22 protein-coding genes and 1 riboswitch are annotated in these 22,958 nt (G+C 70.3%); of the genes, 11 read left to right on the forward strand and 11 right to left on the reverse strand.

All coding sequences use genetic code 11. The features are described 5' to 3' along the window. Positions 1–6: 6 nt before the first annotated feature. Entirely contained in the window at positions 7–882 is an 876-nt protein-coding gene (locus WFQ05_RS00265) for a LysR family transcriptional regulator (protein ID WP_337052156.1), read from the reverse strand. A 218-nt stretch (positions 883–1,100) separates the two neighbouring features. Between WFQ05_RS00265 and WFQ05_RS00270 the strand changes: the two genes are divergently transcribed. Further along, on the forward strand, positions 1,101–1,973 hold the full coding sequence (locus WFQ05_RS00270) for an alpha/beta hydrolase (RefSeq protein WP_337052157.1): 873 nt from the start codon (positions 1,101–1,103) through the stop codon (positions 1,971–1,973). A gap of 193 nt (positions 1,974–2,166) precedes the next feature. Here WFQ05_RS00270 and WFQ05_RS00275 read toward each other — a convergent pair whose 3' ends face one another. The 5 genes from WFQ05_RS00275 to ccsA form a co-directional block, all read right to left on the reverse strand. After that, positions 2,167–3,756 (reverse strand): DHA2 family efflux MFS transporter permease subunit, encoded by a 1,590-nt coding sequence (locus WFQ05_RS00275; protein WP_130519042.1) that lies wholly within the window; start codon positions 3,754–3,756, stop codon positions 2,167–2,169. Positions 3,757–3,766: 10 nt separating this feature from the next. Continuing rightward, positions 3,767–4,963 carry an efflux RND transporter periplasmic adaptor subunit gene (locus WFQ05_RS00280; RefSeq protein ID WP_130519040.1) on the reverse strand — a complete coding sequence of 399 codons (1,197 nt, stop codon included), beginning with the start codon at positions 4,961–4,963 and terminating at the stop codon, positions 3,767–3,769. After that, a complete protein-coding gene (locus WFQ05_RS00285; RefSeq protein WP_337052158.1) occupies positions 4,960–6,444 on the reverse strand; it encodes an efflux transporter outer membrane subunit in 1,485 nt (494 codons plus the stop codon). Before WFQ05_RS00285 ends, WFQ05_RS00280 begins: the two co-directional genes overlap by 4 nt. A 2-nt stretch (positions 6,445–6,446) precedes the next feature. Continuing rightward, positions 6,447–6,908, reverse strand: a complete 462-nt coding sequence (locus WFQ05_RS00290) for a MarR family transcriptional regulator (protein ID WP_130519036.1) — start codon at positions 6,906–6,908, stop codon at positions 6,447–6,449. A gap of 99 nt (positions 6,909–7,007) precedes the next feature. Continuing rightward, positions 7,008–7,799 (reverse strand): cytochrome c biogenesis protein CcsA, encoded by a 792-nt coding sequence (gene ccsA / locus WFQ05_RS00295; RefSeq protein WP_130523671.1) that lies wholly within the window; start codon positions 7,797–7,799, stop codon positions 7,008–7,010. A 190-nt stretch (positions 7,800–7,989) separates the two neighbouring features. Here ccsA and ffh point away from each other — a divergent pair, with 190 nt between their 5' ends. From ffh to WFQ05_RS00345, 10 genes are all read left to right on the forward strand, one after another. Continuing rightward, positions 7,990–9,372 (forward strand): signal recognition particle protein, encoded by a 1,383-nt coding sequence (ffh, locus tag WFQ05_RS00300; protein WP_130529504.1) that lies wholly within the window; start codon positions 7,990–7,992, stop codon positions 9,370–9,372. A 7-nt stretch (positions 9,373–9,379) separates the two neighbouring features. Next, on the forward strand, positions 9,380–10,450 hold the full coding sequence (locus WFQ05_RS00305) for a nitronate monooxygenase (protein WP_337052162.1): 1,071 nt from the start codon (positions 9,380–9,382) through the stop codon (positions 10,448–10,450). Further along, entirely contained in the window at positions 10,447–11,253 is an 807-nt protein-coding gene (locus tag WFQ05_RS00310; RefSeq protein ID WP_337052164.1) for an aminotransferase class IV, read from the forward strand. The genes WFQ05_RS00305 and WFQ05_RS00310 overlap by 4 nt, the downstream gene beginning before the upstream one ends. 101 nt (positions 11,254–11,354) lie before the next feature. Continuing rightward, positions 11,355–11,618, forward strand: coding sequence for a 30S ribosomal protein S16 (rpsP, locus tag WFQ05_RS00315; RefSeq protein WP_130519026.1), 264 nt, complete (start codon positions 11,355–11,357; stop codon positions 11,616–11,618). Between the two features lie 40 nt (positions 11,619–11,658). Then, positions 11,659–12,174, forward strand: coding sequence for a ribosome maturation factor RimM (gene rimM / locus WFQ05_RS00320; protein ID WP_130519024.1), 516 nt, complete (start codon positions 11,659–11,661; stop codon positions 12,172–12,174). A 79-nt stretch (positions 12,175–12,253) separates the two neighbouring features. Next, positions 12,254–13,015, forward strand: coding sequence for a tRNA (guanosine(37)-N1)-methyltransferase TrmD (gene trmD, locus WFQ05_RS00325; protein ID WP_337052165.1), 762 nt, complete (start codon positions 12,254–12,256; stop codon positions 13,013–13,015). 160 nt (positions 13,016–13,175) lie between these two features. Continuing rightward, positions 13,176–13,580 carry a 50S ribosomal protein L19 gene (gene rplS / locus WFQ05_RS00330; RefSeq protein ID WP_130519020.1) on the forward strand — a complete coding sequence of 135 codons (405 nt, stop codon included), beginning with the start codon at positions 13,176–13,178 and terminating at the stop codon, positions 13,578–13,580. A gap of 122 nt (positions 13,581–13,702) precedes the next feature. Then, the gene (locus WFQ05_RS00335) at positions 13,703–13,987 is read left to right on the forward strand and encodes a hypothetical protein (RefSeq protein WP_306992620.1); all 285 of its coding nucleotides are present in this window, start codon (positions 13,703–13,705) and stop codon (positions 13,985–13,987) included. 63 nt (positions 13,988–14,050) lie between these two features. Next, positions 14,051–14,314 carry a hypothetical protein gene (locus WFQ05_RS00340; protein WP_337052168.1) on the forward strand — a complete coding sequence of 88 codons (264 nt, stop codon included), beginning with the start codon at positions 14,051–14,053 and terminating at the stop codon, positions 14,312–14,314. Then, positions 14,307–14,711, forward strand: a complete 405-nt coding sequence (locus WFQ05_RS00345) for an RNA-binding S4 domain-containing protein (protein WP_306992616.1) — start codon at positions 14,307–14,309, stop codon at positions 14,709–14,711. Before WFQ05_RS00340 ends, WFQ05_RS00345 begins: the two co-directional genes overlap by 8 nt. A 15-nt stretch (positions 14,712–14,726) precedes the next feature. On the opposite strand, the gene WFQ05_RS00350 is transcribed toward WFQ05_RS00345, so the two are convergent. The 5 genes from WFQ05_RS00350 to katG form a co-directional block, all read right to left on the reverse strand. After that, positions 14,727–16,214, reverse strand: a complete 1,488-nt coding sequence (locus tag WFQ05_RS00350) for an MATE family efflux transporter (RefSeq protein ID WP_337052170.1) — start codon at positions 16,212–16,214, stop codon at positions 14,727–14,729. Positions 16,215–16,272: 58 nt separating this feature from the next. Beyond that, positions 16,273–16,854: a nicotinamide riboside transporter PnuC gene (gene pnuC / locus WFQ05_RS00355; RefSeq protein WP_337052171.1), complete on the reverse strand. Its 582-nt coding sequence runs from the start codon at positions 16,852–16,854 to the stop codon at positions 16,273–16,275. Beyond that, positions 16,851–19,025 carry a TonB-dependent siderophore receptor gene (locus WFQ05_RS00360; RefSeq protein ID WP_337052172.1) on the reverse strand — a complete coding sequence of 725 codons (2,175 nt, stop codon included), beginning with the start codon at positions 19,023–19,025 and terminating at the stop codon, positions 16,851–16,853. Before WFQ05_RS00360 ends, pnuC begins: the two co-directional genes overlap by 4 nt. A 73-nt stretch (positions 19,026–19,098) precedes the next feature. Next, a riboswitch (TPP riboswitch) is annotated at positions 19,099–19,194 on the reverse strand. A gap of 43 nt (positions 19,195–19,237) precedes the next feature. Then, positions 19,238–20,377, reverse strand: a complete 1,140-nt coding sequence (locus WFQ05_RS00365; protein WP_337052173.1) for a phosphotransferase — start codon at positions 20,375–20,377, stop codon at positions 19,238–19,240. A gap of 244 nt (positions 20,378–20,621) precedes the next feature. After that, positions 20,622–22,817 (reverse strand): catalase/peroxidase HPI, encoded by a 2,196-nt coding sequence (katG, locus tag WFQ05_RS00370; RefSeq protein ID WP_337052174.1) that lies wholly within the window; start codon positions 22,815–22,817, stop codon positions 20,622–20,624. Positions 22,818–22,958 lie beyond the last annotated feature (141 nt).

A 22,958-nucleotide genomic window follows, 5' to 3' on the forward strand; every position in this document is an offset into this window, starting at 1 on the left:
GCGCTGCTACGGTCCGGGCAGCTGCGCCTGCAGCCATCTTCTGAAGCTCGTCATCGCCGGAGTGAGCGGACGACGCTTCAACATGGTCAGCCAGTACGCGCCGGCGCTGACCACAACGGGGAACGGCTGGACCAGGCGCCCGCTTTCGAGGTCGCGCTCGAACATGCACGGCGGCACCAGGGCCACGCCATGTCCGTCGATCGCCGCGTGCGCCATCAGCGTCGAGGCATCGAAGACGGGGCCACGCAGCGGGATCGGCGCGCAGCCGGCGGCCTGGAACCAGGCCGGCCAGTCCTGCGGCCGGTAGGAACGCAGCAGCGGCACGTCCTTCAGGTCCGCCGGCGTCTGCAGGCGCGCCGCGGTCGCCGGCGAGCACAGCGGCGAGAGCGGCGCGTCCAGCAGGCATTCGGCCTGCAGCCCGTGCCAGGCGCCGTCGCCGAAGCGGATGGCGAAGTCCAGGCTCTCGCCGGCCACGTCCACGCGGTTGTTGTTGGTCAGCAGGCGCAGGTCGATCAACGGATGCTGCGCCTCGAAGTCGCGCAGGCGCGGCAACAGCCACCCCATCGCGAAGGTGCCCACGACGCTGACGGTCAACACCTCGCGCCGATGGCCGTGCTCGAACTGCTCCAGCAGCCGGCCCACGCGGGCGAAGGTATCGCTCAACGTCGGCACCAGGGCCAGGCCCTCGTCGGTGATGACCAGGCCCTTGGAAGTCCGCCGGAACAGGCGCACCCCGAGCCGATCCTCGAGCGACTTGACCTGGTGGCTGATGGCCGCGGGCGTGACCGAGAGTTCGTCGGCGGCCAGGGTGAAGGACAGATGCCGCGCCGCGCTTTCGAAGGCCTTGAGCGCGTTCAACGACACCGACGGCCCCATGGGCACATGAGATCTTCTTGAAGCTGCCAAGAGATAACATCCTTTGCGCGCGTACGGGGCGGATCAGACTATAGCGCCGACCTTTTTTCTCAGTCGGAAGGCGTCGGAACATGCATCGGATCGTGTATGGCGTGGTATGCGCAGCGGTTGTCTTTGGCTTGTCCGGCCGTGCGGCATTGGCCGCGCCGGCCGATCCTTCTTCGAAAGAAGTCGCACGTGTCGAGGTGTGGCAGGCGCCCGCAGGCACGACGCAGCTGCCGATCTGGCCGCATGCCGCGCCGGATCCGGAAGAGACCACGCGCAAGCCCGAGCGCGTGCTGACCAAGCGCACGCCGGATGCGCTCGGCGGCGATGTGTCGCAGGGCGTGTTCGATGTCAGCGTCCCCACCATGACGGTCTACCCGCCGAAAGGACGCAACACGGGCGCGGCCGTGGTGGTCTTTCCCGGCGGCGGCTTCGTGATGCTGGCCATCACCCTGGAAGGCACCGAGATCTGCGACTGGATCACCGCGCACGGCATGACCTGCATCCTGTCCAAGTACCGCGTGCCCGGCGGCAACCACCACTACGACAAGGACTGCGATTGCGAGATCACGCCCAAGACGCCGTTCGCCCTGCAGGACGCACAGCGCACCATCCGCTTGGTACGCGCGCACGCGGCGCAGTGGCACATCGATCCGGCCAAGGTCGGGGTGATCGGCTTCTCCGCCGGCGGCTATCTGGTGGCGCAGACCAGCAACATCTTCACTTCGACCTATGCGCCGGTGGACGCGGCCGACAAGCTCAGCAGCAGGCCGGACTTCGCGATCGCGGCCTATCCCGGGCACCTGTGCCGCGAGGGCAAGTTCGCGCCGGGCTTCAAGGTCACCGCGCGGACGACGCCGACCTTCCTGCTGCAGGACTGGGACGACCCGGTCGACGACATCTGCAACAGCACCGTCTACGCGCGCGCGCTGGAGCAGGCCGGCGTGCCGGCCGAGGTGCACCTATTCGCCAAGGGCGGCCATGCCTTCGGGCTGCGCCCGTCCAAGCATCCGGTGGTGAAGATGTGGCCGGTGCTGCTGGAGCAGTGGCTGAAGGAGATCGGGATCCTGTAAGCGCGGGGCGGGACGGCTGGGAACGGCCCGTCATTCCCGCGAACGCGGGAATCCAGTGCCTTGGCTGCCTGAGTGCGAAAATCGCTGGGTTCCCGCGTTCGCGGGAACGACGATGTGTGGCGGTTGGCAGTGACGCCAAAAGCAAAGGGCCGCATCGCTGCGGCCCTTTGTCTTTGCGCGGAAGGCGTAGACCTCAGTGGCCACCGGCCGCCGCGCCGCCGCCGGCCTTGGCCGCGAACGGCGGTTTGGCGAACCACACCACCACGATGATCGACAGGAAGACGATGCCCAGCAGGTGGAAGATCTCGTTGAAGCCGATCTGCGCGGCCTGCTGGCCGATCATCTGGTTCAACGCCACCGCGCCGGTCTGCAGATCGCCGCGGCCGAGCTGGTTCACGGTCTGCTGCATGGCCGGATCGTAGGCGTTGATGTGCTCGGTCAGCTGCGCATGGTGCACGGTGGTGCGCTGGTTCCAGGCCCAGGTGGTCAGCGAGGCGGCGAAGCTGCCGCCCAGCGTGCGCACGAAGGTGGCCAGGCCCGAGCCGGCGGCGATCTCATGCGGCTCCAGGTCCGAGAGCAGGATGGTCAGCACCGGCATGAAGAACAGCGCCACGCCCAGGCCCTGGATCAGCTGCACCTCGGCCACGCGGCCGAAGTTGACGTCCAGGTTGAAGCCCGAGCGCAGGAAGCTGGTGGAGGCCATGACGAAGAACGCGAAGCTGGCCAGCAGACGCAGGTCGAAGCGCGAGGCGTACTTGCCCACGAACGGCGTCAGCAGCACCGGCAGCACGCCCAGCGGTGCCGAGGCCAGGCCCGCCCACAGCGCGGTATAGCCCAGGTTGCGCTGCAGCCAAAGCGGCACCAGCAGGCCGATGGAGAAGAACGCCGCATAGCCCAGCACCATCGCCAGCGTGCCGGCGGTGAAGTTGCGGTGGCGGAACAGGCGCAGGTTGACGATCGGATCCTTCTCGGTCAGTTCCCAGATGACGAACACCGTCAGGGCGAGCACCGCCACGATGGTCAGCCATACGATCTTGGTCGAGTTGAACCAGTCCTCGTCGTTGCCCAGGTCCAGCATGATCTGCAGCGCGCCCACGCCCAGGATCAGCGTGGCCAGGCCGATGTAGTCCATCTTCGGCGACTGCAGCTGTTCGGGCCGCCCCTTCATCTGCCGGCCGACCACGAAGCTGGCGAAGATGCCGATGGGAATGTTGATGAAGAAGATCCATTCCCAGCTGTAGTTGTCGGTGATCCAGCCGCCCAGGATGGGGCCGGCGATCGGCGCGACCACCGTGACCATCGCCAGCAGGGCGATGGCCTGGCCGCGCTTGTGCGGCGGATAGATCGAGATCAGCAGCGCCTGGGTCACCGGATACATCGGGCCGGCGACGAAGCCCTGCAGCGCGCGGGCCACCACCAGCAGGCCCATCGAGTTGGCGATGCCGCACAGGAAGGAGGCGACCACGAAGGCCAGCGTGGCCAGGGTGAACAGCCGCACCTCGCCGTACTTGCGGGTCAGAAAGCCGGTCAGCGGCAGCGCGATGGCGTTGCTCACCGCGAACGAGGTGATGACCCAGGTGGCCTGGTTGGCGCTGGCGCCCAGGTTGCCCGAGATGGTGGGCAGGGAGACGTTGGCGATGGTCGTGTCCAGCACCTGCATGAACGATGCAAGCGCCAGGCCGATCGTGGTCAGCGCCATGTTCGGCGGGCGGAACGGCTGGGCCGCCGGCTTGGGGGCGGCCGGCGCGCCGCCGCCGCCCGCGTCTTCGGCGATGGTGGACATCAGTGCGCGCTCAGTTGGTCTTGGCCGACTCGGGCAGGTTCTGCTCGATGATCGAGGTGATCAGCTGGTTGGCGTCGGCCAACTGCTTGTTGTAGGCGGCCGTGGTCATCAGCGGCTTGGCATCGGCCGGGCGGGCCGGCGCCAGGACCGGGCCGTTCTGGTCCTTCAGGCTCACGTTGACGTCCGTGCTCAGGCCGATGCGCAGCGGATGGGACTGCAGCTGCTTGGGATCGAGCACGATCTTGACCGGCAGGCGCTGGACGATCTTGATCCAGTTGCCGCTGGCGTTCTGCGCCGGCAGCAGCGAGAACGCACTGCCGGTGCCCAGGCCCAGGCTGTCGACCTTGCCCTGGTAGGTGACGTCGTCGCCGTACAGGTCGGCATGCACCTCAACCGGCTGGCCGATGCGCATCTTGCCCAGCTGGGTTTCCTTGAAGTTGGCCTCGATCCACACCTGGTCGATCGGCACGATCGTCATCAGCGTGGTGCCCGGCTGGACCTGCTGGCCCAGCTGCACGCGGCGCTGGGCCACGTAGCCCGAGACCGGCGCGAGGATCGCGGTGCGCTGCAGGTTGAGATAGGCCTGGCGCAGCTGCGAGGACGCGGCCTGCACCTGCGGGGTCTTGGACACGGTGGTGGCATCGACCAGCGCGCGGGTGCGCTGCAGGTTGCCGCGCGCGCCGCCCAGGGCGGCCTCGGCCGAGGCCAGGATGTCGCGGGCGTGGGCCAGTTCCTCGCGCGAGACCGCGCCGGTGGCGACCAGGCCTTCGCGGCGCTTGACGTCGGCGCGCGCCTGATCGACGGCGACCTGGCGGGCGCGCAGGTCCGATTCGCTGGACTCCACGCTGCTGTACAGGCCGCGCACCTGGCGCACGGTGCCGGCCAGGTTGGCCACGGCCTGGTCGTAGCTGACCTGGGCATCGTTGGGATCCAGGTGCACCAGCGGCTGGCCCGCCTCGACCTTCATGCCGTTGTCGGCGTCGATGCTGACCACCGTGCCCATGGTCTGCGGCACGATCGAGACGATGTTGCCGGCGACGTAGGCGTCGTCGGTGCTCTGGTGCCAGCGGCCGTACAGCAGCTCGTAGGCGATCCAGCCCACGCCGGCCACGACGATCACCAGGAGCAGGATGAGCAGGGAACGCTTGCGGTTGCTCTTCTTCGGCGGCTGTGCGCCGGCCTGAGCGTTGGGAGTCTGCGAGTTCATGGCGTGGAGGTATCGGCGGTATTGGTGGAAGAGGGAGTCGGCGCGGTCAGCGGCAGGCCGCCGCCCAGGGCCTGGTCGAGATCGACCACGGCGACGTAGCGGCGGGCGTGGAGATCGGCCAGCTGCTGTTCCAGCTGCAGCAGCGGTCGCTGCGCGGAGAGCACGTCCAGCTGGGTGCCCAGACCCGCGTCGTAGCGGTTGGAGGCCAGGTCGTAGGCCTTCTGCGCCGCATCGCGCGCCGCGGTCAGCGAGGCGACCTGCGCATCGAGCGAGCGCGCCGACTGGACCGCATCGGCGACCTCGTGCATGGCACCGACCAAGGCACCGTTGTAGCTGGCCACGGCCAGGTCGTACTGGGCGTCGGCGTTGTCCAGGTTGGCGCGCAGACGGCCGCCATCGAAGATCGGCAGGCTGATCGCCGGCCCGCCCAGGCCCAGCACCGCGTCGCTGTCGAACAGGTCCGACAGGTTGGCCGAGGCCAGGCCGACGATGGCCGACAGGTTCACGCTCGGCTTGAAGGCGGCCTTGCGCGCGTCGATGCCGCGGTTGGCGGCCTCCACGCGCCAGCGCGCGGCGACCACGTCGGCGCGATGGCCGAGCAGTTCGCTGGGCAGCACGCCGGGCACCGACGGCGCGGGCGCGGCGAGCAGCTTGGGCTGGGCGATGGCCAGGCCGCGGTCCGGGCCCTTGCCGAGCAGGGCGGCCAGCGCGTTGCGCAGGGCGTCGATCTGCTGCTGGGCGGCCTGTTCCTGCTGGCGCGCGCTGGCGATGGTGCTCTCGGCCTGCCGCAGCTGCAGGTTGTTGTCCAGGCCGGCGTCGACGCGCTGCTGGCTCAGGTCGCGCAGGCGGCCCGAACGCTGCTGCTCGCGGCGCGCCACGTCCAGCGCCTCGTAGGCCTGCGACAGCGAGATGTAGGTGCGGGCGATGTTGGCCGACAAGGTCAGGCGGGCGGCCTGGGCGTCGACTTCGGCGGCGCGCGCCTGGCCGACGGCGGCCTCGTAGGCGGCGCGCTGGCCGCCCCACAGGTCCGGCGCCCACTTGAAGTCGAGCATCAGCACGTTGGCCCACATCACATCGCCGCCGATCTCCGGGCCGGCCAGGCCCTTGGGCAGCTGCACGCCGCTGTATTCGCCGGTGGCGTCGAGCGTGGGCTTGCGTTGTGCGTCGGCCAGGCCGGCCTGGGCCTTGGCCTGGCGCAGGCGCGCGTCGGCCGCGGCCAGCGACGGATTGCCCTGCAGGGCCTCGCGGATCAGGCCGTCCAGCTGCGGGTCGCCCAGCGCGTTCCACCAGTCCTGACGCGGGAAGGCGGCGGCGCTGAAGGCATCCGCGCCCAGGACCTGGCGCGCGCCGAGGGTGTCTGCGTCGAGCGGCTGGCCGCTGGTGGTCAGGCCGCGGCTGCTGGCGCAGCCGGCCAGCACCAGCGCGCAGGCCAGCGCCGCGGCGAGCCTGCCGTGCAGGCGTGGGGGAACGGACGTGGACATGGTCAATCGGTCTCGGAGGTGAGGTTGTCGCGCGCCTGCTCGAGCAGGCGCATCAGTTCGCTGGATTCGGCCTCGGACATGCCGCGCGTCGCGCGCTGCAGCACGCGCTGGCCGCACAGGTTGATGTCCTGCCAGATGGCGGTGCCGGCCTCGGTCAGGTGGATGTGCAGGGCGCGGCGATCGCCCGGATCGGCCTTGCGCGTGACCAGGCCGCGCGCCTCGAGGCGATCGAGCAGGCGCGTCATCGCGCCGGGGTGGACCTCGGCGGCGCGCGCCAGGTCGGTCACGCTGGCGATGCCGTCGGCCAGCTTCTTGATGGTGACGAACTGGCTGAAGGTCAGGTCGTGGCCGGCGGCGATCAGTTCGCGCTCCATCGCTTCCCAGATCGCGTCACGCGTCTGGCGGATCAGCAGGCCGAGCGAGGACCCGCTCGCGGGCGGGCAGATGGACGCAGGGGAGTTCATGGCGCGGCATGATCCGCGCGGGTGGGATATTTGTCAATGCAAATATTGTTTCAGCAATGGAATGCCGCGTCGCGGCATTCTGCTGACAGAACGGTCAGCTCATAAGGTGCGTTTCAGGATCAACTCCAGCACCGCCTTGCTGCCGAAAAACGCGAGCAGCAGCAGCGCCATGGCCACCAAGGTCCAGCGCACCGCGGTTGTGCCGCGCCAGCCGCGCCGCCAGCGGCCCAGCAGCAGGCCGCCGAAGACCAGCCAGGACAGCACGCTCAGCACGGTCTTGTGCACTAGGTGCTGGGCGAACAGGTTCTCCACGAACATCATTCCGGTCAGCAGCGTGGCGGTCAGCAGGGCGAAACCCACCGCGATTGTGCGGAACAGCAGCGTCTCCAGCTCGGTCAGCGGCGGCAGCGCGCGCAGCCAGGCGTGGAACTCGCGCCGGCGCAGGGCGCGCTCCTGCACCCACAGCATGATCGCCAGCAGCGCCGCCACCGCCAGCGTGGCGTAGGACAGCAGCGCCAGCCAGGCATGCAGCTGCAGGCGCCAGTCCAGGCCGGAGGAGGGCCGGTGGCCGTAACCGTGATAGACGGCCAGCAGCAGCGCGGCCAGCGGGAAGGACACCACGCCCACCGCCGCCATGCGGCCGCGCGCGACCAGAGCGGTCATCGCCGCCATGCCCAGGCTGACCAGCGACAGGGCCGCGAAGAAATGCATGTCCGGCCCGCCCGGCGTGCGCCAGGCCACCCACAGGTGGTAGCCGCCGTGCAGGGCGATGGCCAGCAGGGCCGGCAGGCGCCAGGCGCGGGTCGGCCCGGCGGCGTCGGGCGCGACGGCGCGCACCAGCAACAGGGTCGCCAGCAGGTACAGGACACAGGAAGGAAGGACGAACCCCATGGCGCGCAGTGTCGCATGCGGCTCCGCTTTTCGAGAACCATTCTTGTTGGATGGGCGGTGGGATGGGACCGCGCGCGGAGCGGCACAAGCCGCGCTGAGAAGGCTCAGCTCGCTCCTTATTCCCGCCCGGCCGCAAAACCCACCCGGATATACTGCGCGCCCGCTTCGCGTCCGCTTTCCGGTTGCCCCCATGTTCGAATCCCTGACCCAGCGCCTGTCCGGCACCATCGAGCGCCTGCGCGGCCGCGGCCGCCTGACCGAGGACAACATCCGCGAGGCCACACGCGAGGTGCGCATCGCCCTGCTGGAAGCCGACGTCGCCCTGCCGGTGGTCCAGGCCCTGGTCGAGCGCATCAAGGTGCGCGCGGTCGGCCAGGAGGTGCTGAAGTCGCTGACCCCCGGCCAGGCGCTGATCAAGGTCGTGCGCGACGAGCTGACCGCGGTGATGGGCTCCACCGCCCAGGACCTCAACCTCAACGTGCCGGCGCCTGCGGTGATCCTGATGGCCGGCCTGCAGGGCGCGGGCAAGACCACCACCGTGGGCAAGCTCGCCAAGCACCTGAAGGAGAAGCGCAAGAAGAAGGTCATGGTGGTCTCGGCCGACGTCTACCGCCCGGCCGCCATCGAGCAGCTCAAGGCGCTGGCCCAGCAGGTCGACGTGCCGTTCTTCCCCTCCGATGCCTCGCAGAAGCCCGAGGCCATCGTCCGCGCCGCGATCGAGGACGCGCGCAAGTCCTTCACCGATGTGCTGATCGTCGATACCGCCGGTCGCCTGGCCATCGACGAGGCGATGATGGCCGAGATCAAGGCGCTGCACGCCGCGGTCAAGCCGGTCGAGACGCTGTTCGTGGTCGATTCGATGACCGGCCAGGACGCGGCGACCACTGCCAAGGCCTTCTCCGAGGCGCTGCCGCTGACCGGCGTGGTGCTGACCAAGACCGACGGCGATGCCCGCGGCGGCGCGGCGCTGTCGGTGCGCTACATCACCGGCAAGCCGATCAAGTTCATCGGCGTGGGCGAGAAGCCCGACGGCCTGGACGTGTTCCATCCCGAGCGCGTGGCCAGCCGCATCCTGGACATGGGCGACGTGCTGTCGCTGGTGGAGCAGGTCGAGAGCCAGGTCGACAAGGACAAGGCGCAGAAGCTCGCCGAGAAGGTCGCCAAGGGCAAGAAGTTCGACCTCAACGACATGCGCGACCAGCTCGAGCAGATGCAGAACATGGGCGGCATCGGCGCGCTGATGGACAAGCTGCCTGGCCTGGGCCAGGTGCCCGAGCACCTCAAGGCGCAGGTCGCCGGCAACAAGGAAGTGCCGCGCATGATCGCGATCATCAATTCGATGACCAAGAAGGAGCGCCGCAACCCGGCGCTGCTCAACGGCTCGCGCCGCGCGCGCATCGCCAAGGGCTCGGGCACCCAGCCGGCCGACGTGAACAAGCTGATGAAGCAGTTCACGCAGATGGAAAAGATGATGGGCAAGCTCGGCCGCGGCGGCATGAAGGGCATGATGCGCGGCATGCGCGGCATGATGGGCGCCATGGGCGGTGGCCGCGGCGGCATGCCGTTCCGCTGATCGGCTGATGGCCTCGGCCGCGCGCCAGCGATCCGACGACTTCTGCGCGCGCTTCGGCGTGCGCGTGCCGATCCTGCTGGCGCCGATGGCCGGCGCCTGCCCGGTGCCGCTGTCGGCGGCGCTGGCCGACGCCGGCAGCCTGGGCGCGATGGGCGCGGTGCTGTCCACGCCGCAGGAGATCGGCGCGTGGATGGACGAGTTTCGTGCGCTTTCCAGCGGACCCGCACAGGTCAATCTGTGGGTGCCGGACGCGCCGCCTGCGCGCGATGCGCAGGCCGAAGCCGCCGTGCGTGCGTTGCTGGCGCAGTGGGGCCCCGAAGTGCCCGCCAGCGCGGGCGATGCGGTCCCCGCGGATTTCGACGCGCAGTTCGACGCCGTGCTGGCGGCGCGGCCGCAGGTGCTGTCCACGATCATGGGTGTGCTGCAACCGGCCCAGGTGCAGGCGCTGGGCCGCGCCGGCATCGCCTGGTTCGCCACCGCGACCACGCTGGCCGAAGCGCAGTGCGCGCAGGACGCCGGCGCCGATGCGGTGATCGCGCAGGGCTTCGAGGCCGGTGGGCATCGCGGGGCGTTCGATCCGGATGCCGCCGAGCGCCAGCTGGTCGGCCTGTTCGCGCTGGTGCCGCGCCTGGCCGATGCGCTGTCGGTGCCGGTGATCGCCGCCGGCGGCATCGCCGATGGCCGCGGGGTGGCCGCCGCGCTGATGCTGGGCGCGAGTGCGGCGATGGTCGGCACCGCCTTCCTGCGCACGCCGGAGGCCGCCATCGCGCCGGCCTGGGCGCAGGCCCTGGCCGGGACCGAGCCGCAGGACACCTGGCCGACGCGTGCGTTCTCCGGCCGGCTCGGGCGTTCGATCGCCACGGCCTATGTCCGCGCGGCCGCGAATCCTGAAGCGCCATCGCCCGCGCCGTATCCGGTGCAGCGCGGCCTGACCGCCGCGATGCGCAAGCAAGCCGTAGTCGAGGACCGGCTCGATGCGATGCAGGCCTGGGCCGGGCAATCGGCCTGGGCCGCGCAGGCCAGGCCCGCCGCCGCGCTGCTGCGGGACTGGTGGGCGCAGGCCGACGCCCTGCTGTGAGCGCGCCCCGCCTGAGCATCGCCGGCCGGCCCGCCACGCTCGACGACCTGCGTCCGCTGGCGCAGTCCAACTACGGCCACTTCACCGCCTTCCGCACGCGCGGCGGCGCGGTGCAGGGGCTCGATCTGCATCTGGCGCGGCTGCGCGAGGGTCATGCGTCGCTGTTCGACGGCCCGTTCGACGAGTCCACGCTGCTGGTGGAGCTGCGGCAGGCGCTGCACGGGGTGGAGGACGCGTCGGTGCGGATCACCGGCTTCGCGCGCGACTTCGACTATCGCGATCCGCTCAAGCCGGTGACGCCGCAATGGCTGATCTCCGTGGCGGATGCGCGGCCGGCGGCGCCGGCCGGGCCGTTGGCCCTGAAGTCCTACGCATTCGTGCGGCCGCTGCCGCAGATCAAGCACATCGCCACGCTGCCGCTGTTCCACTACCGGCGCCAGGCGCGGCTGGCCGGCGCCGACGACGCGCTATTCGTCGAAGCGGCGGGGCAGGGCGCGCGCGTGGTGGAAGGCTCGGTCTGGAACATCGGGTTCTGGGGCGGCGGCGAGGTGCTCTGGCCGCAGGGGCCGGCGCTGCGCGGCACCTGCGAGGCGCTGCTGCAGCGGGGGCTGGACGCGTTGGGCGTGCCGCAGCGGCACGAGGACGTCACGCTGGAACAGGCAGGCGCATTGGCCGCCTTCACCGCCAACGCGAACGGCTGCACGCCGGTGTCCGGGATCGATGGCAGACCTCTGCCGGCCGCGCCGGAACTGCCCGCCCTGCTGGCCCGGGCGCTGGACACGCAGCCCTGGGATCGCCCCTGAGCCCAGGCGGGAGAGTGGGGGCGGGTTTGCGTGGCGCGCGCGGCCAGCTATAATCGCCGGCTTACCTCGCCATCCTGGCGACTGGGCAACACGAGAGCACCATGGTCAAGATCCGCCTTACCCGCGGTGGCGCCAAGAAGCGCCCCTTCTACCACATCATCGTCACCGACGTGCGCAGCGCGCGCGACGGCCGCAACATCGAGCGTCTGGGTTACTACAACCCGGTCGCCCAGGGCGCCGAGCCGCGCGTGGTGCTGGACACCGCCCGCGTCGACCACTGGGTGAGCAACGGCGCCCAGCTGACCGACAAGGTCCGCAACCTGTACAAGGAAGCGGCCAAGGCCAACGCCCAGGCTTCGGCCTGATCGCGCTGCGGCCGCGCCTGGCGCGGCCGGTCTTCTCGCAATGAGTGAGAACGCAACGCGCCGCATCCTGCTGGGCAGGGTGGTCGGCGCGTTCGGCGTGCGTGGCCAGGTCAAGATCGAGTCCTGGACCGAGCCGCGCGAAGCCATCTTCCGCTACCAGCCCTGGACCCTGCGCGATGCGGCCGGCCGCGAGCGCGAGCTGTCCGGCGTGCGCGGCAAGCCTTCGGGCAAGCACCTGATCGCCAGCTTCCCCGGCGTCGAGGACCGCGATGCGGTCGAGGCGATGGTCGGGCTGGAGATCGCCGTGCCGCGCAGCGCGCTGCCGCCGCCCCAGCCCGACGAGTACTACTGGGTCGACCTGGAAGGGCTGCGCGTGATCAACGCCGACGGCCGCGACTTCGGCACGGTCTCGCACCTGTTCTCCACCGGCGCCAACGACGTGCTGGTGGCGCGGGGCGACAAGGACCGGCTGATCCCGTTCATCCAGCCGGACTTCGTGACGCGCGTGGACTTCGAGGCCGGCGTGGTGGGCGTGGACTGGGACCCGGAGTTCTAGGAACGAGTGGAGAGGAGTGAGGAATAAGCGTAGTGCTCTACTAGGCGCCATCCCACTCGTCTTGGCTCACTGCTCGCCCATGCGTATCGACGTCGTCAGCCTGTTTCCCGAGTTCATCGACCAGAGCGCCGGTTACGGTGTGGTCGGTCGTGCGCGCGAGCGTGGGCTGCTGGCCTTGCAGGGCTGGAATCCGCGCGACTATGCCGCCGGCAACTACCGCCGCGTGGACGACCGTCCGTTCGGCGGCGGTCCCGGCATGGTGATGCTGATCGAGCCGCTGCGCGCCTGCCTGGACGAGGTCCGTCAGGCCGATCCGGCGCCGGCGCCGGTGATCTACCTGAGCCCGCAGGGCCGGCCGCTGACTCAGGCACGCGTGCGCGAACTGGCCGCGTTGCCGCGGCTGGTGCTGCTGTGCGGCCGCTACGAGGGCGTGGACGAGCGCTTCCTGGCGCACGAGGTCGACGAAGAGATCTCCATCGGCGACTACGTGCTCTCCGGAGGTGAGCTGGCCGCGGCGGTGCTGATCGACGCGGTCACCCGCCTGCAGGACGGGGCGCTCAACGACGCCGAGTCCGCCGCCCAGGACAGCTTCGAAGGCGAGGCCGGGTTGCTGGACTGCCCGCACTACACGCACCCGGCCAGCCACGCCTGGGGCGAGGTGCCCGAGGTGCTGCGGTCGGGCAACCATGCCGCCATCGCGCGCTGGCGCCGGCAGCAGTCGCTGGGCCGGACCTGGCTGCGGCGGCCCGACCTGCTGGACGAGGCCGCGCTGTCCAAGGCCGATCGCAAGCTGCTGGAGGCCTTCCGGGCCGAGCACGCCGCCGAAGGCGAGGGGCCCTAGCCACGCGCCGGAAATCTCGTCTACAATGCGCAGTTCCCGCGGGCCGCTCGGCCTGGGCGGGCCGCAAGATCACGATAAACGTGCAGCGACTTCTCGCGACTGCATCAGCCCTTGTTGTCGAGACCCGACACACCCACCCGAACATTGAATCGGTGCCACCATGAGCAAGTTGAACAAGTCCATCATCGCGGAGTTCGAGTCCGCCCAGATTTCCCGCGAGCTGCCGCAGTTCAGCCAGGGTGACACCGTCGTCGTCAATGTGAAGGTGAAGGAAGGCAACCGCGAGCGCGTGCAGGCCTACGAAGGCGTGGTCATCGCCAAGAAGAACGCCGGCCTGAACTCCGCCTTCACCGTGCGCAAGATCTCGCACGGCTACGGCGTCGAGCGCGTGTTCCAGACCCACAGCGCGACCATCGACTCGGTTGAAGTCAAGCGCCGCGGCAAGGTCCGCGCCGGCAAGCTGTACTACCTGCGCGGTCTGCAGGGCAAGGCCGCCCGCATCAAGGAAGACCTGGCCGCCGCTGCCGCCGCCAAGGCTGCCCGCCAGGCTGCCGCTGCCGAGTAAGCCTTCGGCACATTCGCCCGGCTTGTGCCGCGCTAAGCTTGAAACCCGGCCCTCGTGCCGGGTTTCTTGTTTTCAGCGCCACGCACCCGTGCGACCCGGCGCGCCCACGGAAGGAGGATGGGATGTCACGCAGTCTCAATACCAAGTGGATCGCCGGCGTTGGCCTGGCGCTGGGGTTGGCCGGCTGCGCCAGCACCAACGGCCTGGACGGCCCGAACATCGCCTACGAATGCCAGCTGCAGGCGCGCGACGCCGCCAACCAGCCGCCGTTCCCGGACAAGATCCGCGACGGCAAGCATGGCCAGGCGTTCGAGCAGGGCGTGCGCGATGCGCATATGACGCAGGCCTGCCAGCGCGACACCGAATCGCACGCCGAGATTCGCTTTGGCAACAAGCCGGGCACGTGAGCTTCACGCACCGCGTCGCCCACTGGCACTTGGAAGAGCACACGCATGCACAGGAACACGAAGATGAAACTGCAGGGAACCTCGCTGGCCGCCGCGCTGTTGCTGCTGTCGGCCTGCGCCAGCCACCAGGCGCGCGACGACGCGACCGCGCTGCGTCCGGCCGACCGGCCCGAATGCCAGGTCGCCTCGTCCTCGGCGGCCGACACGCTGGCGCGATCCTCGGCGGGCACGATGGTGCGCGATCCCTGCCATCCGCAGGCCTGGGACGAGCCCGGCCCGCGCGTGAGCCAGCCGATCAAGCCGGACTTCTCGGGAAAGCATGACTGAGCCCGTCGTCCCGCAGGCGGTGCGCCTGGACGTGTGGCTGTGGGCCGCGCGCTTCTTCAAGACCCGCGCCCTGGCCAAGGACGCGGTAGGCCTGGGCAAGGTGGAGATCGGCGGACAGCGCGCCAAGCCCTCGCGCACGGTGCGGGTGGGCGATGCGCTGCGCGTGCAGCGCGGCGAGGAATGCTTCGAGATCGCCGTATGCGGACTGTCCGACCAGCGCGGCCCGGCGCCGGTGGCGCAGGCGCTGTATCAGGAAACCGAAGCATCGCGCCAGCGGCGCGTCGAGGCGCGCGCGCTGCGCGCGGCCGAGCGCAGCGGCTATCGGCCGCCGGAGAGCAAGCCGGACAAGCGCGCGCGCCGGCTGATTCAGGCGCTGGGCGACATCGACGCGCTCTGAGCGCGCGCGAGGCGATCAGGATTTCTGCAGGACATCGTCCGGCGCGCGGTCCGGATCGGCCGGATCGGCCACCGGCGAGGGCGGGCTCGCCGGTACCTCCGAGGGCACGGCGATGGTGCGCGTATCGGCCGCGCCCATGCGCGCCTTGCGCCAGCCGCCCCAGCGGTAATAGGCGATGGACATCAGCATCGAGCACAGCGAACTGGTCGGGAAGCTCCACCACACCGCATCGGCACCCAGCGTGGGCTGCAGCAGCTTGGCGAACGGCACGCGGATGCCCCACAGCGAGATCACCAGCATGATCAGCGGCGGGATCACCGCGCCGGTCGAGCGCACCACGCCGGACAGCACGAACATCACCCCGAAGAACAGGAACGACCAGATCGCGATGTGGTTGAGATGGCGCGCCGTGTCGAAGGCGGCGCTGCCCGGCGCCAGGAACAGGCCGAAGGTCCAGTGGTCGAGCAGGATCAGCGGCGCGATCAGCGCGCCGGTCATCAGGAAGTTGAACAGCACGCCGGTGCGCGCGATCGCCGAGACGCGGTCCCAGCGCTGCGCGCCCACGTTCTGCGCGGCCATCGAGGACACCGCCGCGGCGATGGCCATGGCCGGCATCTGCACATAGGCCCAGGTCTGCAGCGCCGCGCCGTAGGCGGCGGCCGTGTCGGTGCCGAAGCGGTTGACCAGGGTCATCATGGCGATCATCGCCAGCGACACCAGCACCATCTGCAGGCCCATCGGCACGCCCTTGGTGACCAGCGACTTGAGGATGGCCGGGTCGATGCGGAACAGGCCCAGATCCTTGCGCCCGAGCCACAGCACATGGCGCCGGCGGCGCAACGCGATCAGCATGGCCAGCAGCGCGATGGCCTGGGTGATCAGCGTCGACCAGGCCGCGCCGGCGATGCCCAGCTTCGGGAACGGCCCCAGGCCGAGCATCAGCACCGGGTCCAGCGCGCAGTCCAGCGCCACGGCCAGCAGCAGATAGCGGAACGGCGTCTTGGCATCGCCCGCGCCGCGCAGCGCCGCCGAGAGGAAGGCGAAGGCGTAGATCAGCGGTATCGCCAGGAAGATCACGCGCAGATAGCTTTCGGCCAGCGGCAGCGAATCGGCCGGCGTGCCCATCGCCGCCAGCAGATGGCGCGCGGTCCACACGCCGGTACAGGCGATCAGCACCGACAGGCCAATGAAGAAGCTCGCGCTGGTGCCGAACACCTGGCGCGCGCGGGCGATGTTGCCCGCGCCGATCGCCTGGCCGATCAGGATGGTGGCGGCCATGCCGATGCCGAACACCGAGCCGATCAGGAAGAACAGGATGCTGTTGGCGTTGGCCGTGGCGGTCAGCGCCGATTCGCCCAGGAACTTGCCGATCCACACCGCGTTGACCGAGCCGTTCAAGGACTGGGCCACGTTGCCGCCCAGGATCGGCAGCGAGAACAGCCACAGGTTGCGGCCGATCGGGCCTTCGGTCAGCGAACGCGGGGGGGCGGCAGGGGCGGGCATGGAGAAAGCGGGGCCGGCGAGGGTCCGGCACCCTACCATCGCCTGACCGTCGCGTCAGTCAAGCCGCCGGCAGCGGCGCGGCCTGGGCCGCCCGGCGCCACTGGCGCAGGCCCATCACCGCCAGGCCGACGAAGCCCAGGTACAGCGCCGCGGTCACCTCGAGCGACTTGAACAGGTACAGCCCGACGTAGATCAGATCCAGCACGATCCACAGCCACCACGCGGCCACGTGGCGGCGGCCCTGCCACCACTGCGCCACCAGGCTGAAGGCGGTCAGCGCCGCGTCCAGCCACGGCAGCGCCGCGTCGGTGTAGCGATGCATGCAAAAGCCCAGCAGCAGCGCGCCGAGCGCGCCCAGCCCCAGGTCGCGCAGCGCCGCGCCCGGCGCGAGCGCGGCCACGCGCACCAGGCCGTCATCGTCCAGGTTGGCCTTCCAGCGCCGCCAGCCGTAGACGATGAAGCCGGCGAAGGCGACCTGCAGCAGCGCATCGGAGTACAGCCGGGCATCGACGAACACCAGCGCATACAGCGCCACCGAGGCCAGGCCCACAGGCCAGCCCAGCATGTGGCGGCGCGCGGCCAGCCAGACCGCGGCCACGCTGACCACCGCGCCGATCCATTCCAGCGCGTCGATGTTCACAGCGCCCAGGTCACTGTCAGGCGCGCCAGCCGCGGCGCGCCGGGGAACAGGTAGTAGTCGCCGCCGCTGCTGCCCGTGTCGCGCCAGTAGAACTTGTCGAACACGTTGTCCACCGACAGCCGCCAGGTCAGCGCCTGGCCGCCGATCCGGCTGCGCAGGCGCAGCCCGGCGTCGAACACGTGATAGGCCGGCACGCGCAGCGCGCCATCGGGCGTGGCGACGTTGGCGGCGGCATAGCGCCAGCCGGCGTTGAGGCTCAGGGCGGGCAGCGACTGCAGCTGGTAGTCGAGGAATACGCTGGCACGCGCCTTGGGCACGTTGATCAGCTGATGGCCGTCGACCGCGGGCGTGCCGCTGTCGTCGGCGCGCGCGCGCAGCACGCTGGCGCTGGCGACGATGCGCAGCCGGTCGGTCAGCCTGCCGTTGGCGGTGAGCTCCAGGCCGGTGTGCACCTGCTGGCCGCGCTGAACGAAGGTGTAGCCGGCCTCGCTGGCGTCGGGCATCGCGTACTGGAACGGCTGGCGGATGCGGAACAGCGCCGCGCCCAGGTCCAGCGCATCGCTGGCGGCGAACTTCACGCCGGTCTCCCATTGGCGCGACTGCAGCGGCGGCAGGAAGCTGTCGGCGTTGGAGGTCCAGTACGGCGCCTCCTGGCCCAGCGACAGGCCTTCGCTGTAGCTGGCGTAGGCGTTGAGCCGCGGCGTGGCCTGCCACAGCAACGCGGTCTGCGGCAGGAAGGTGCTCAGCCGGGTGCGGCGCTCGCGCACGCCTTCGCTGTCGTTGGCCGTCTCGGTGAGCCGGACCCAGCGCCCGCCGGCCAGCCACTGCCAGCCCTCGCCCAGCGTGATGCGGTCCAGCGCGAACAGCGCGCGCTGCTTGTCGTCCAGCCGGCGCGCGGACGGGCCGGGCATGTTGGGCGAGGGCGCGAACACCGGCGTGTCCTCATCGATGTTGGCCGTGCCGACGTAGTCGTACACGTCCTGGCGGCGATCGACCGTGCGCCGATAGCCGTCCACGCCGACGGTCAGCTGATGCTGCAGCGCGCCGGTCTGGAACTTGCCCTGCAGCTGCGCGCGCAGCTGCTGGTTGTGGCGCGTGTCGTCCGGGCTGCGATAGTCGTAGACGTCGTAGTCGCCGTTGGGCGCGAAGTAGTTGCCGGGCACGCTGCCATCGGCGCACTGCGGCGCATAGAAGCAGCCGTAGGCGAAGGCCACGTTGTCGTCGATCACGCTGCGGCTGCTGCCGAGCGCCACGCTGCCTTGCCAGTCGGCGTTGAACTGGTAGCGATAGCGGGCGGTGAGATTGGTGGCCTGGATCGCCACCGGCTGCGCCCAGGGCTGGTAGCCGAGCAGCTTGGTCGCGCTGGGGTGCGGGGGCAGGGCATCGCCGCCCAGCAGCTGGTAGCCCGAGGCCGAGCGCTGCGAGCCGGTCTGGTAGTTGCCGTCCAGCTCCAGCTTGCCCTTGTCGCCGATCAGCCAGTCGGCGGCCAGCGAATAGAAATTGCGCCGGCCATCGAGGTGCTCGATATAGGAATGGGTGTCTTCCCAGGCCGCGTTGAAGCGCAGGCCGAAGCTCGGCGTCAGCCAGCGGCCCCAGTCCACGGCGGTGTAGCGCGAGCCATGCGAATCGGTGCCTAGGGTGAGCTCCTGCACGCGCTCGGGGCGCTTGGCCACGAAGTTGAGGATGCCGCCGGGCGCCATGATCCCGGCGGTCAGGCCGGCCTCGCCCTTGAGGATCTCCACCTGGGCGATGTTCTCCAGCGCCAGGCGCTGCTCGCCGGCGATGGACAGGTCGTTGAAGCGCAGGCCGGTGGCCAGATCCAGCGCGAAGCCACGGATCGACACGTCCTGGTAGTAGCCGGCCGCCGCGTAGCTGTCGCCCAGCGAGGCGTCGTTGTGCGCCAGCTCGCTCAGGCTGCGCGGCTGGCGCGCGTCGATCAGGGCGCGGGTCAGCACGTTGATCGACGCCGGTGTGTCGCGCCAGCTGCCGGGGCCGAAGCTGTTGGACTGGCTGGTCGGCGTGGCCTGGGTCTGGCCCTTGACCTGCACGGTCGCAAGGTCGGTGGCCTTGGCGGCGGAAGCGGATTCATCGGTCTGCTGTTGCGCGTGCAGCGGCAGCGCGGCGGAGGACAGCAGGCAGGACAGCAGCAGGGTGGAGCGTGGGCGGTTCATCGGTTCGTCACCAGGCAAGGGCTCAAGGACGAAGCGACGGCGCGCGCGGCGCACGCCGTTGCCGGGCGTGCCTGCCGTGCTGCTCAAAGCTCCCTACGCCGGTGCAAACCGGATCAGGTTCCAAGGGACTCTCTCAGCCCGGCAACGCCGGGCACCCCCGCTTCAGAGTGCGCATTGGACACCATTCGGCGTCGATTTGCACACCCTGCGTCTCAGGCGGCCGCGCGCAGCGCCTGCAGCAGGGCCTGGCCCGCCGCGCTGGCGAACCAGTCCGCATGGCCGAGCAGGAAGGTCGCGTAGGCCACCTGCGCGTTGTCGGGGGCGTGGGTGATGGCGTGGAAGTACTCGACCTCGGACAGGGCGAAATCCAGGTGCACCAGCGGCAGCAGATCGGCCAGCAAGCGCACCCGATCCGGCGCCAGGGGCGCCACCGTGCGATAGCCGGCGAGCAGGGCCAGCGCGGTGTCCACGTGCGCGGCGTCCAGGCCGTCTTCCAGCGACAGCCAGGCGATGGCGTTGCGTTCGATCGCGGTGGCTAGGTCGAACAGCGCGCCGGTCGGCGAGGCCAGGCCGAAGTCGAGCACGCTGCTGATGCGCGGCGCATCGGCCTGGCTCTGCCAGAGCAGATTGGAGACGTGCAGGTCGTTGTGCGCCCACAGGCGCGGCTCCCCGCGCAGGGCTTCGGCAAGGCCGGCATGCCAGGGCAGCAGGTGGCGTTCGAAGTCGGCCTGCCAGTGGCGTGTGCGCAGCCATTCGGCCAGCGCCGGGCGCTGTGCGAGCTGCGCCTGCAGCGCGGCGACCGGATCATCCGCGCGGATCAGGTCGTCGCGTGCGACCAGCAGATGCGTGCTGCGCTGGGGTGCGGTGTAGTCGGCCGCGGCCCGATGCAGCCGTGCGAGCATCGCGCCCAGCTGTCGCGCCTGTGCCAGGTCGGTCAGCGGCGTCCACGAGGTGGTCTCGCGATACAGGTCCGCGCCGATGCCGGCGCGGTGCACTTCATAGGTCCAGTCGCCGTGCGCATGCGCGGTGCGGCCGTGCGCGTCGGCGAACACCTCGACCACCGGCTGCCCGCGGTCGCGCAGATGCGCCATGAAGCGATGTTCCTCCTCCAGGCCATCGGCGCTGCGCACGCTGCGATGGTGTCGCTTGATGAAGAGTGGGCCGTGCGCGGTCTCCACCAGGGCGGCGGCCGACAGGGGACGCGGGCTATGCCAGGTGATGCGATGCGGGCCTGCGGCCAGCGGCGGGTAGGCGGCCAGGACGGTGTCGACTTCGTCGGCGCGCAGCGGCGGCCAGTCCGGCGCGGCGTCTTCGGGGCCCACGCCATGCACGCGGTGGGAGGCATCACTCATGGCGGGAACGGGCGCGTGGCATCGGCCCGGTATTGTGCGGCAAGGCGGGGAGTGTGCTGGTCGTTGTGGCTTGAGGCGCGTGGCGGCGGTGTCGCACCCGTGCGGCGAGAGAAATTTCGAGGTCGGGGGGATTCCCGCGAAGAGCACCCCCTCCCGGCCTCCCCCTTGCGCGTTGCGCAAAGGGGAGGGGCGAGGCGTGCGGGTACGCGCCGCGCAACGCGCGGCAGGTCCCGGCGCGCGACGCTTACTTCTTCAGGTCGAAGCGGTCCAGCTCCATCACCTTGGTCCACGCCGCCACGAAGTCGTGCACGAACTTCTGCCTGGCATCGTCGCTGGCATAGACCTCGGCCAGGGCGCGCAGCACGGCGTTGGAACCGAACACCAGGTCGGCGCGGCTGGCCGTCCACTGGATCTCGCCGGTGGCGCGGTCGCGGCCCTCGTAGGTCTCCTTGGAGGTCGGCTTCCACTCGGTGCCCATGTCCAGCAGGTGGACGAAGAAGTCGTTGCTCAGCACGCCGACCCGATCGGTCAGCACGCCGTGCGCGCAGTCGTCCACGTTGGCGCCCAGCACGCGCAGGCCACCGATCAGCACGGTCAGCTCCGGCGCGGTCAGGGTCAGCTGCTGGGCCTTGTCGATCAGCAGCGTCTCGGTGGTCGGGCCGCCGGGCAGGCGCCGGTAGTTGCGGAAGCCATCGGCGATGGGCTCCATCGCCTCGAAGGACGCCACGTCGGTCTGGTCCTGGCGCGCATCGACGCGGCCGGGGGTGAAGGGCACTTCGATCTGGACGCCGGCCGCGGCCGCCGCCTTCTCGATGCCGACCACGCCGGCCAGCACGATCACATCGGCCAGCGAGGCCTTGCCGGAGGCCTGCTGGATCGCCTGCAGGGTAGGCAGCGCGGCCACGGCGCCGGCGTTGACCGCCCAGACCTTCTGCGGGGCCAGGGCCAGACGCGCGCCGTTGGCGCCGCCGCGCTTGTCGCCGCCGCGGAAGGTCGAGGCCGAGGCCCAGGCCACCGACACCAACTCGCTCACCGACAGCCCGGACTGGGCGATCTGGTCCTTCAGCGCGGCGATGTCGGCCGCGCCGGGCTGGTGCACCGGCGCCGGCAGCGGGTCCTGCCAGATCAGGTCTTCGGCCGGCACTTCCGGGCCGAGGTAGCGCGCCTTCGGGCCCATGTCGCGGTGGGTCAGCTTGAACCAGGCGCGGGCGAAGGCTTCGTTGAAGGCCTGCGGATCGCCCAGGAAGCGGCGCGAGATCTTCTCGAACTCCGGATCGAAGCGCAGGGTCAGGTCGGTGACCAGCATGGTCGGCTTGCGCTTCTTCGACGGATCGAACGGGTCGGGAATCAGCGCGTCCGCGTCCTTGGCCTCGAACTGGATCGCCCCGGCCGGGCTGCGGGTCTGCACCCAGTCGAACTTGAACAGGTTCTCGAAGAAGTGGTTGCTCCACTGGGTCGGGGTCTGTGACCACACCACCTCCAGGCCGGAGGTGATCGCATCGGCGCCCACGCCGCTGCCGAACTTGCTGTGCCAGCCCAGGCCCTGGGCCTCCAGGTCGGCCGCTTCCGGGTCCAGGCCGACGTGGTCGGCGGCGCCGGCGCCGTGGGTCTTGCCCAGGGTGTGGCCGCCGGCGATCAGGGCGACGATCTCCTCATCGTCCATGGCCATGTTGCCGAAGGTGGCGCGGATGGCGGCCGCGGCCGAGGCCGGATCGCCGCTGGCGTTGGGGCCTTCGGGATTGACGTAGATCAGTCCCATCTCGGTGGCGGCCAGCGGGTTGCGCGCCAGGCTCTCGGGGTCGCGGTGGGCCAGCCAGGTGGTCTCATCGCCCCAGTTCACGTCCAGGTCCGGCTCCCACACGTCCTCGCGCCCGGCGCCGAAGCCGAAGGTGCGGAAGCTGCTGCTCTCCAGCGCGACGTTGCCGGCCAACACCATCAGGTCGGCCCAGGAAATCTGCTGGCCGTACTTGCGCTTGACCGGCCACAGCAGGCGCCGGGCCTTGTCCAGGCTGACGTTGTCCGGCCAGCTGTTGAGCGGGGCGAAGCGCTGCTGTCCGCGCCCGGCGCCGCCGCGGCCATCGACCATGCGATAGGTGCCGGCGCTATGCCAGGCCATGCGGATGAACAGGCCGGCGTAGGTGCCCCAGTCGGCCGGCCACCAGGCCTGCGAATCGGTCAGCACGCGGCGGATGTCGGCCTTGAGCGCGCTGTAGTCCAGCTTGGCGAACTCGGCGCGGTAGTCGAACGTCTCGCCCAGCGGGTTGGAGCGGTTGGAGTGCTGGTTGAGCAGGTCCACGCGCAGCTGCTTGGGCCACCAGTCGCGGTTGCCGGTGCCGCCGCCGGCCACCTGCAACGGCGCCTCGTGGAAGGGGCACTTGGCCGGAGCGGGGGTCGGGGCCTCGACCGGGGCGGGGGTGGCGTTGTCGCTGGGCGTGCTCATGGGCGCTGGCTCGTTGCGTGGAAGATGCGGCAACGGTATCGGCCCTTGATGACTATGAATAGTCAATAGATCTGAACCTTACGATAGGCAGTCGCTATCGTAAGAGCGCCGCGCGCTCGCCACGCGCGGCGCCTACCGGCT

This window comes from Pseudoxanthomonas sp. USHLN014 (genome assembly GCF_037153335.1).
GTDB classification, from domain to species: Bacteria; Pseudomonadota; Gammaproteobacteria; order Xanthomonadales; family Xanthomonadaceae; genus Pseudoxanthomonas_A; species Pseudoxanthomonas_A winnipegensis.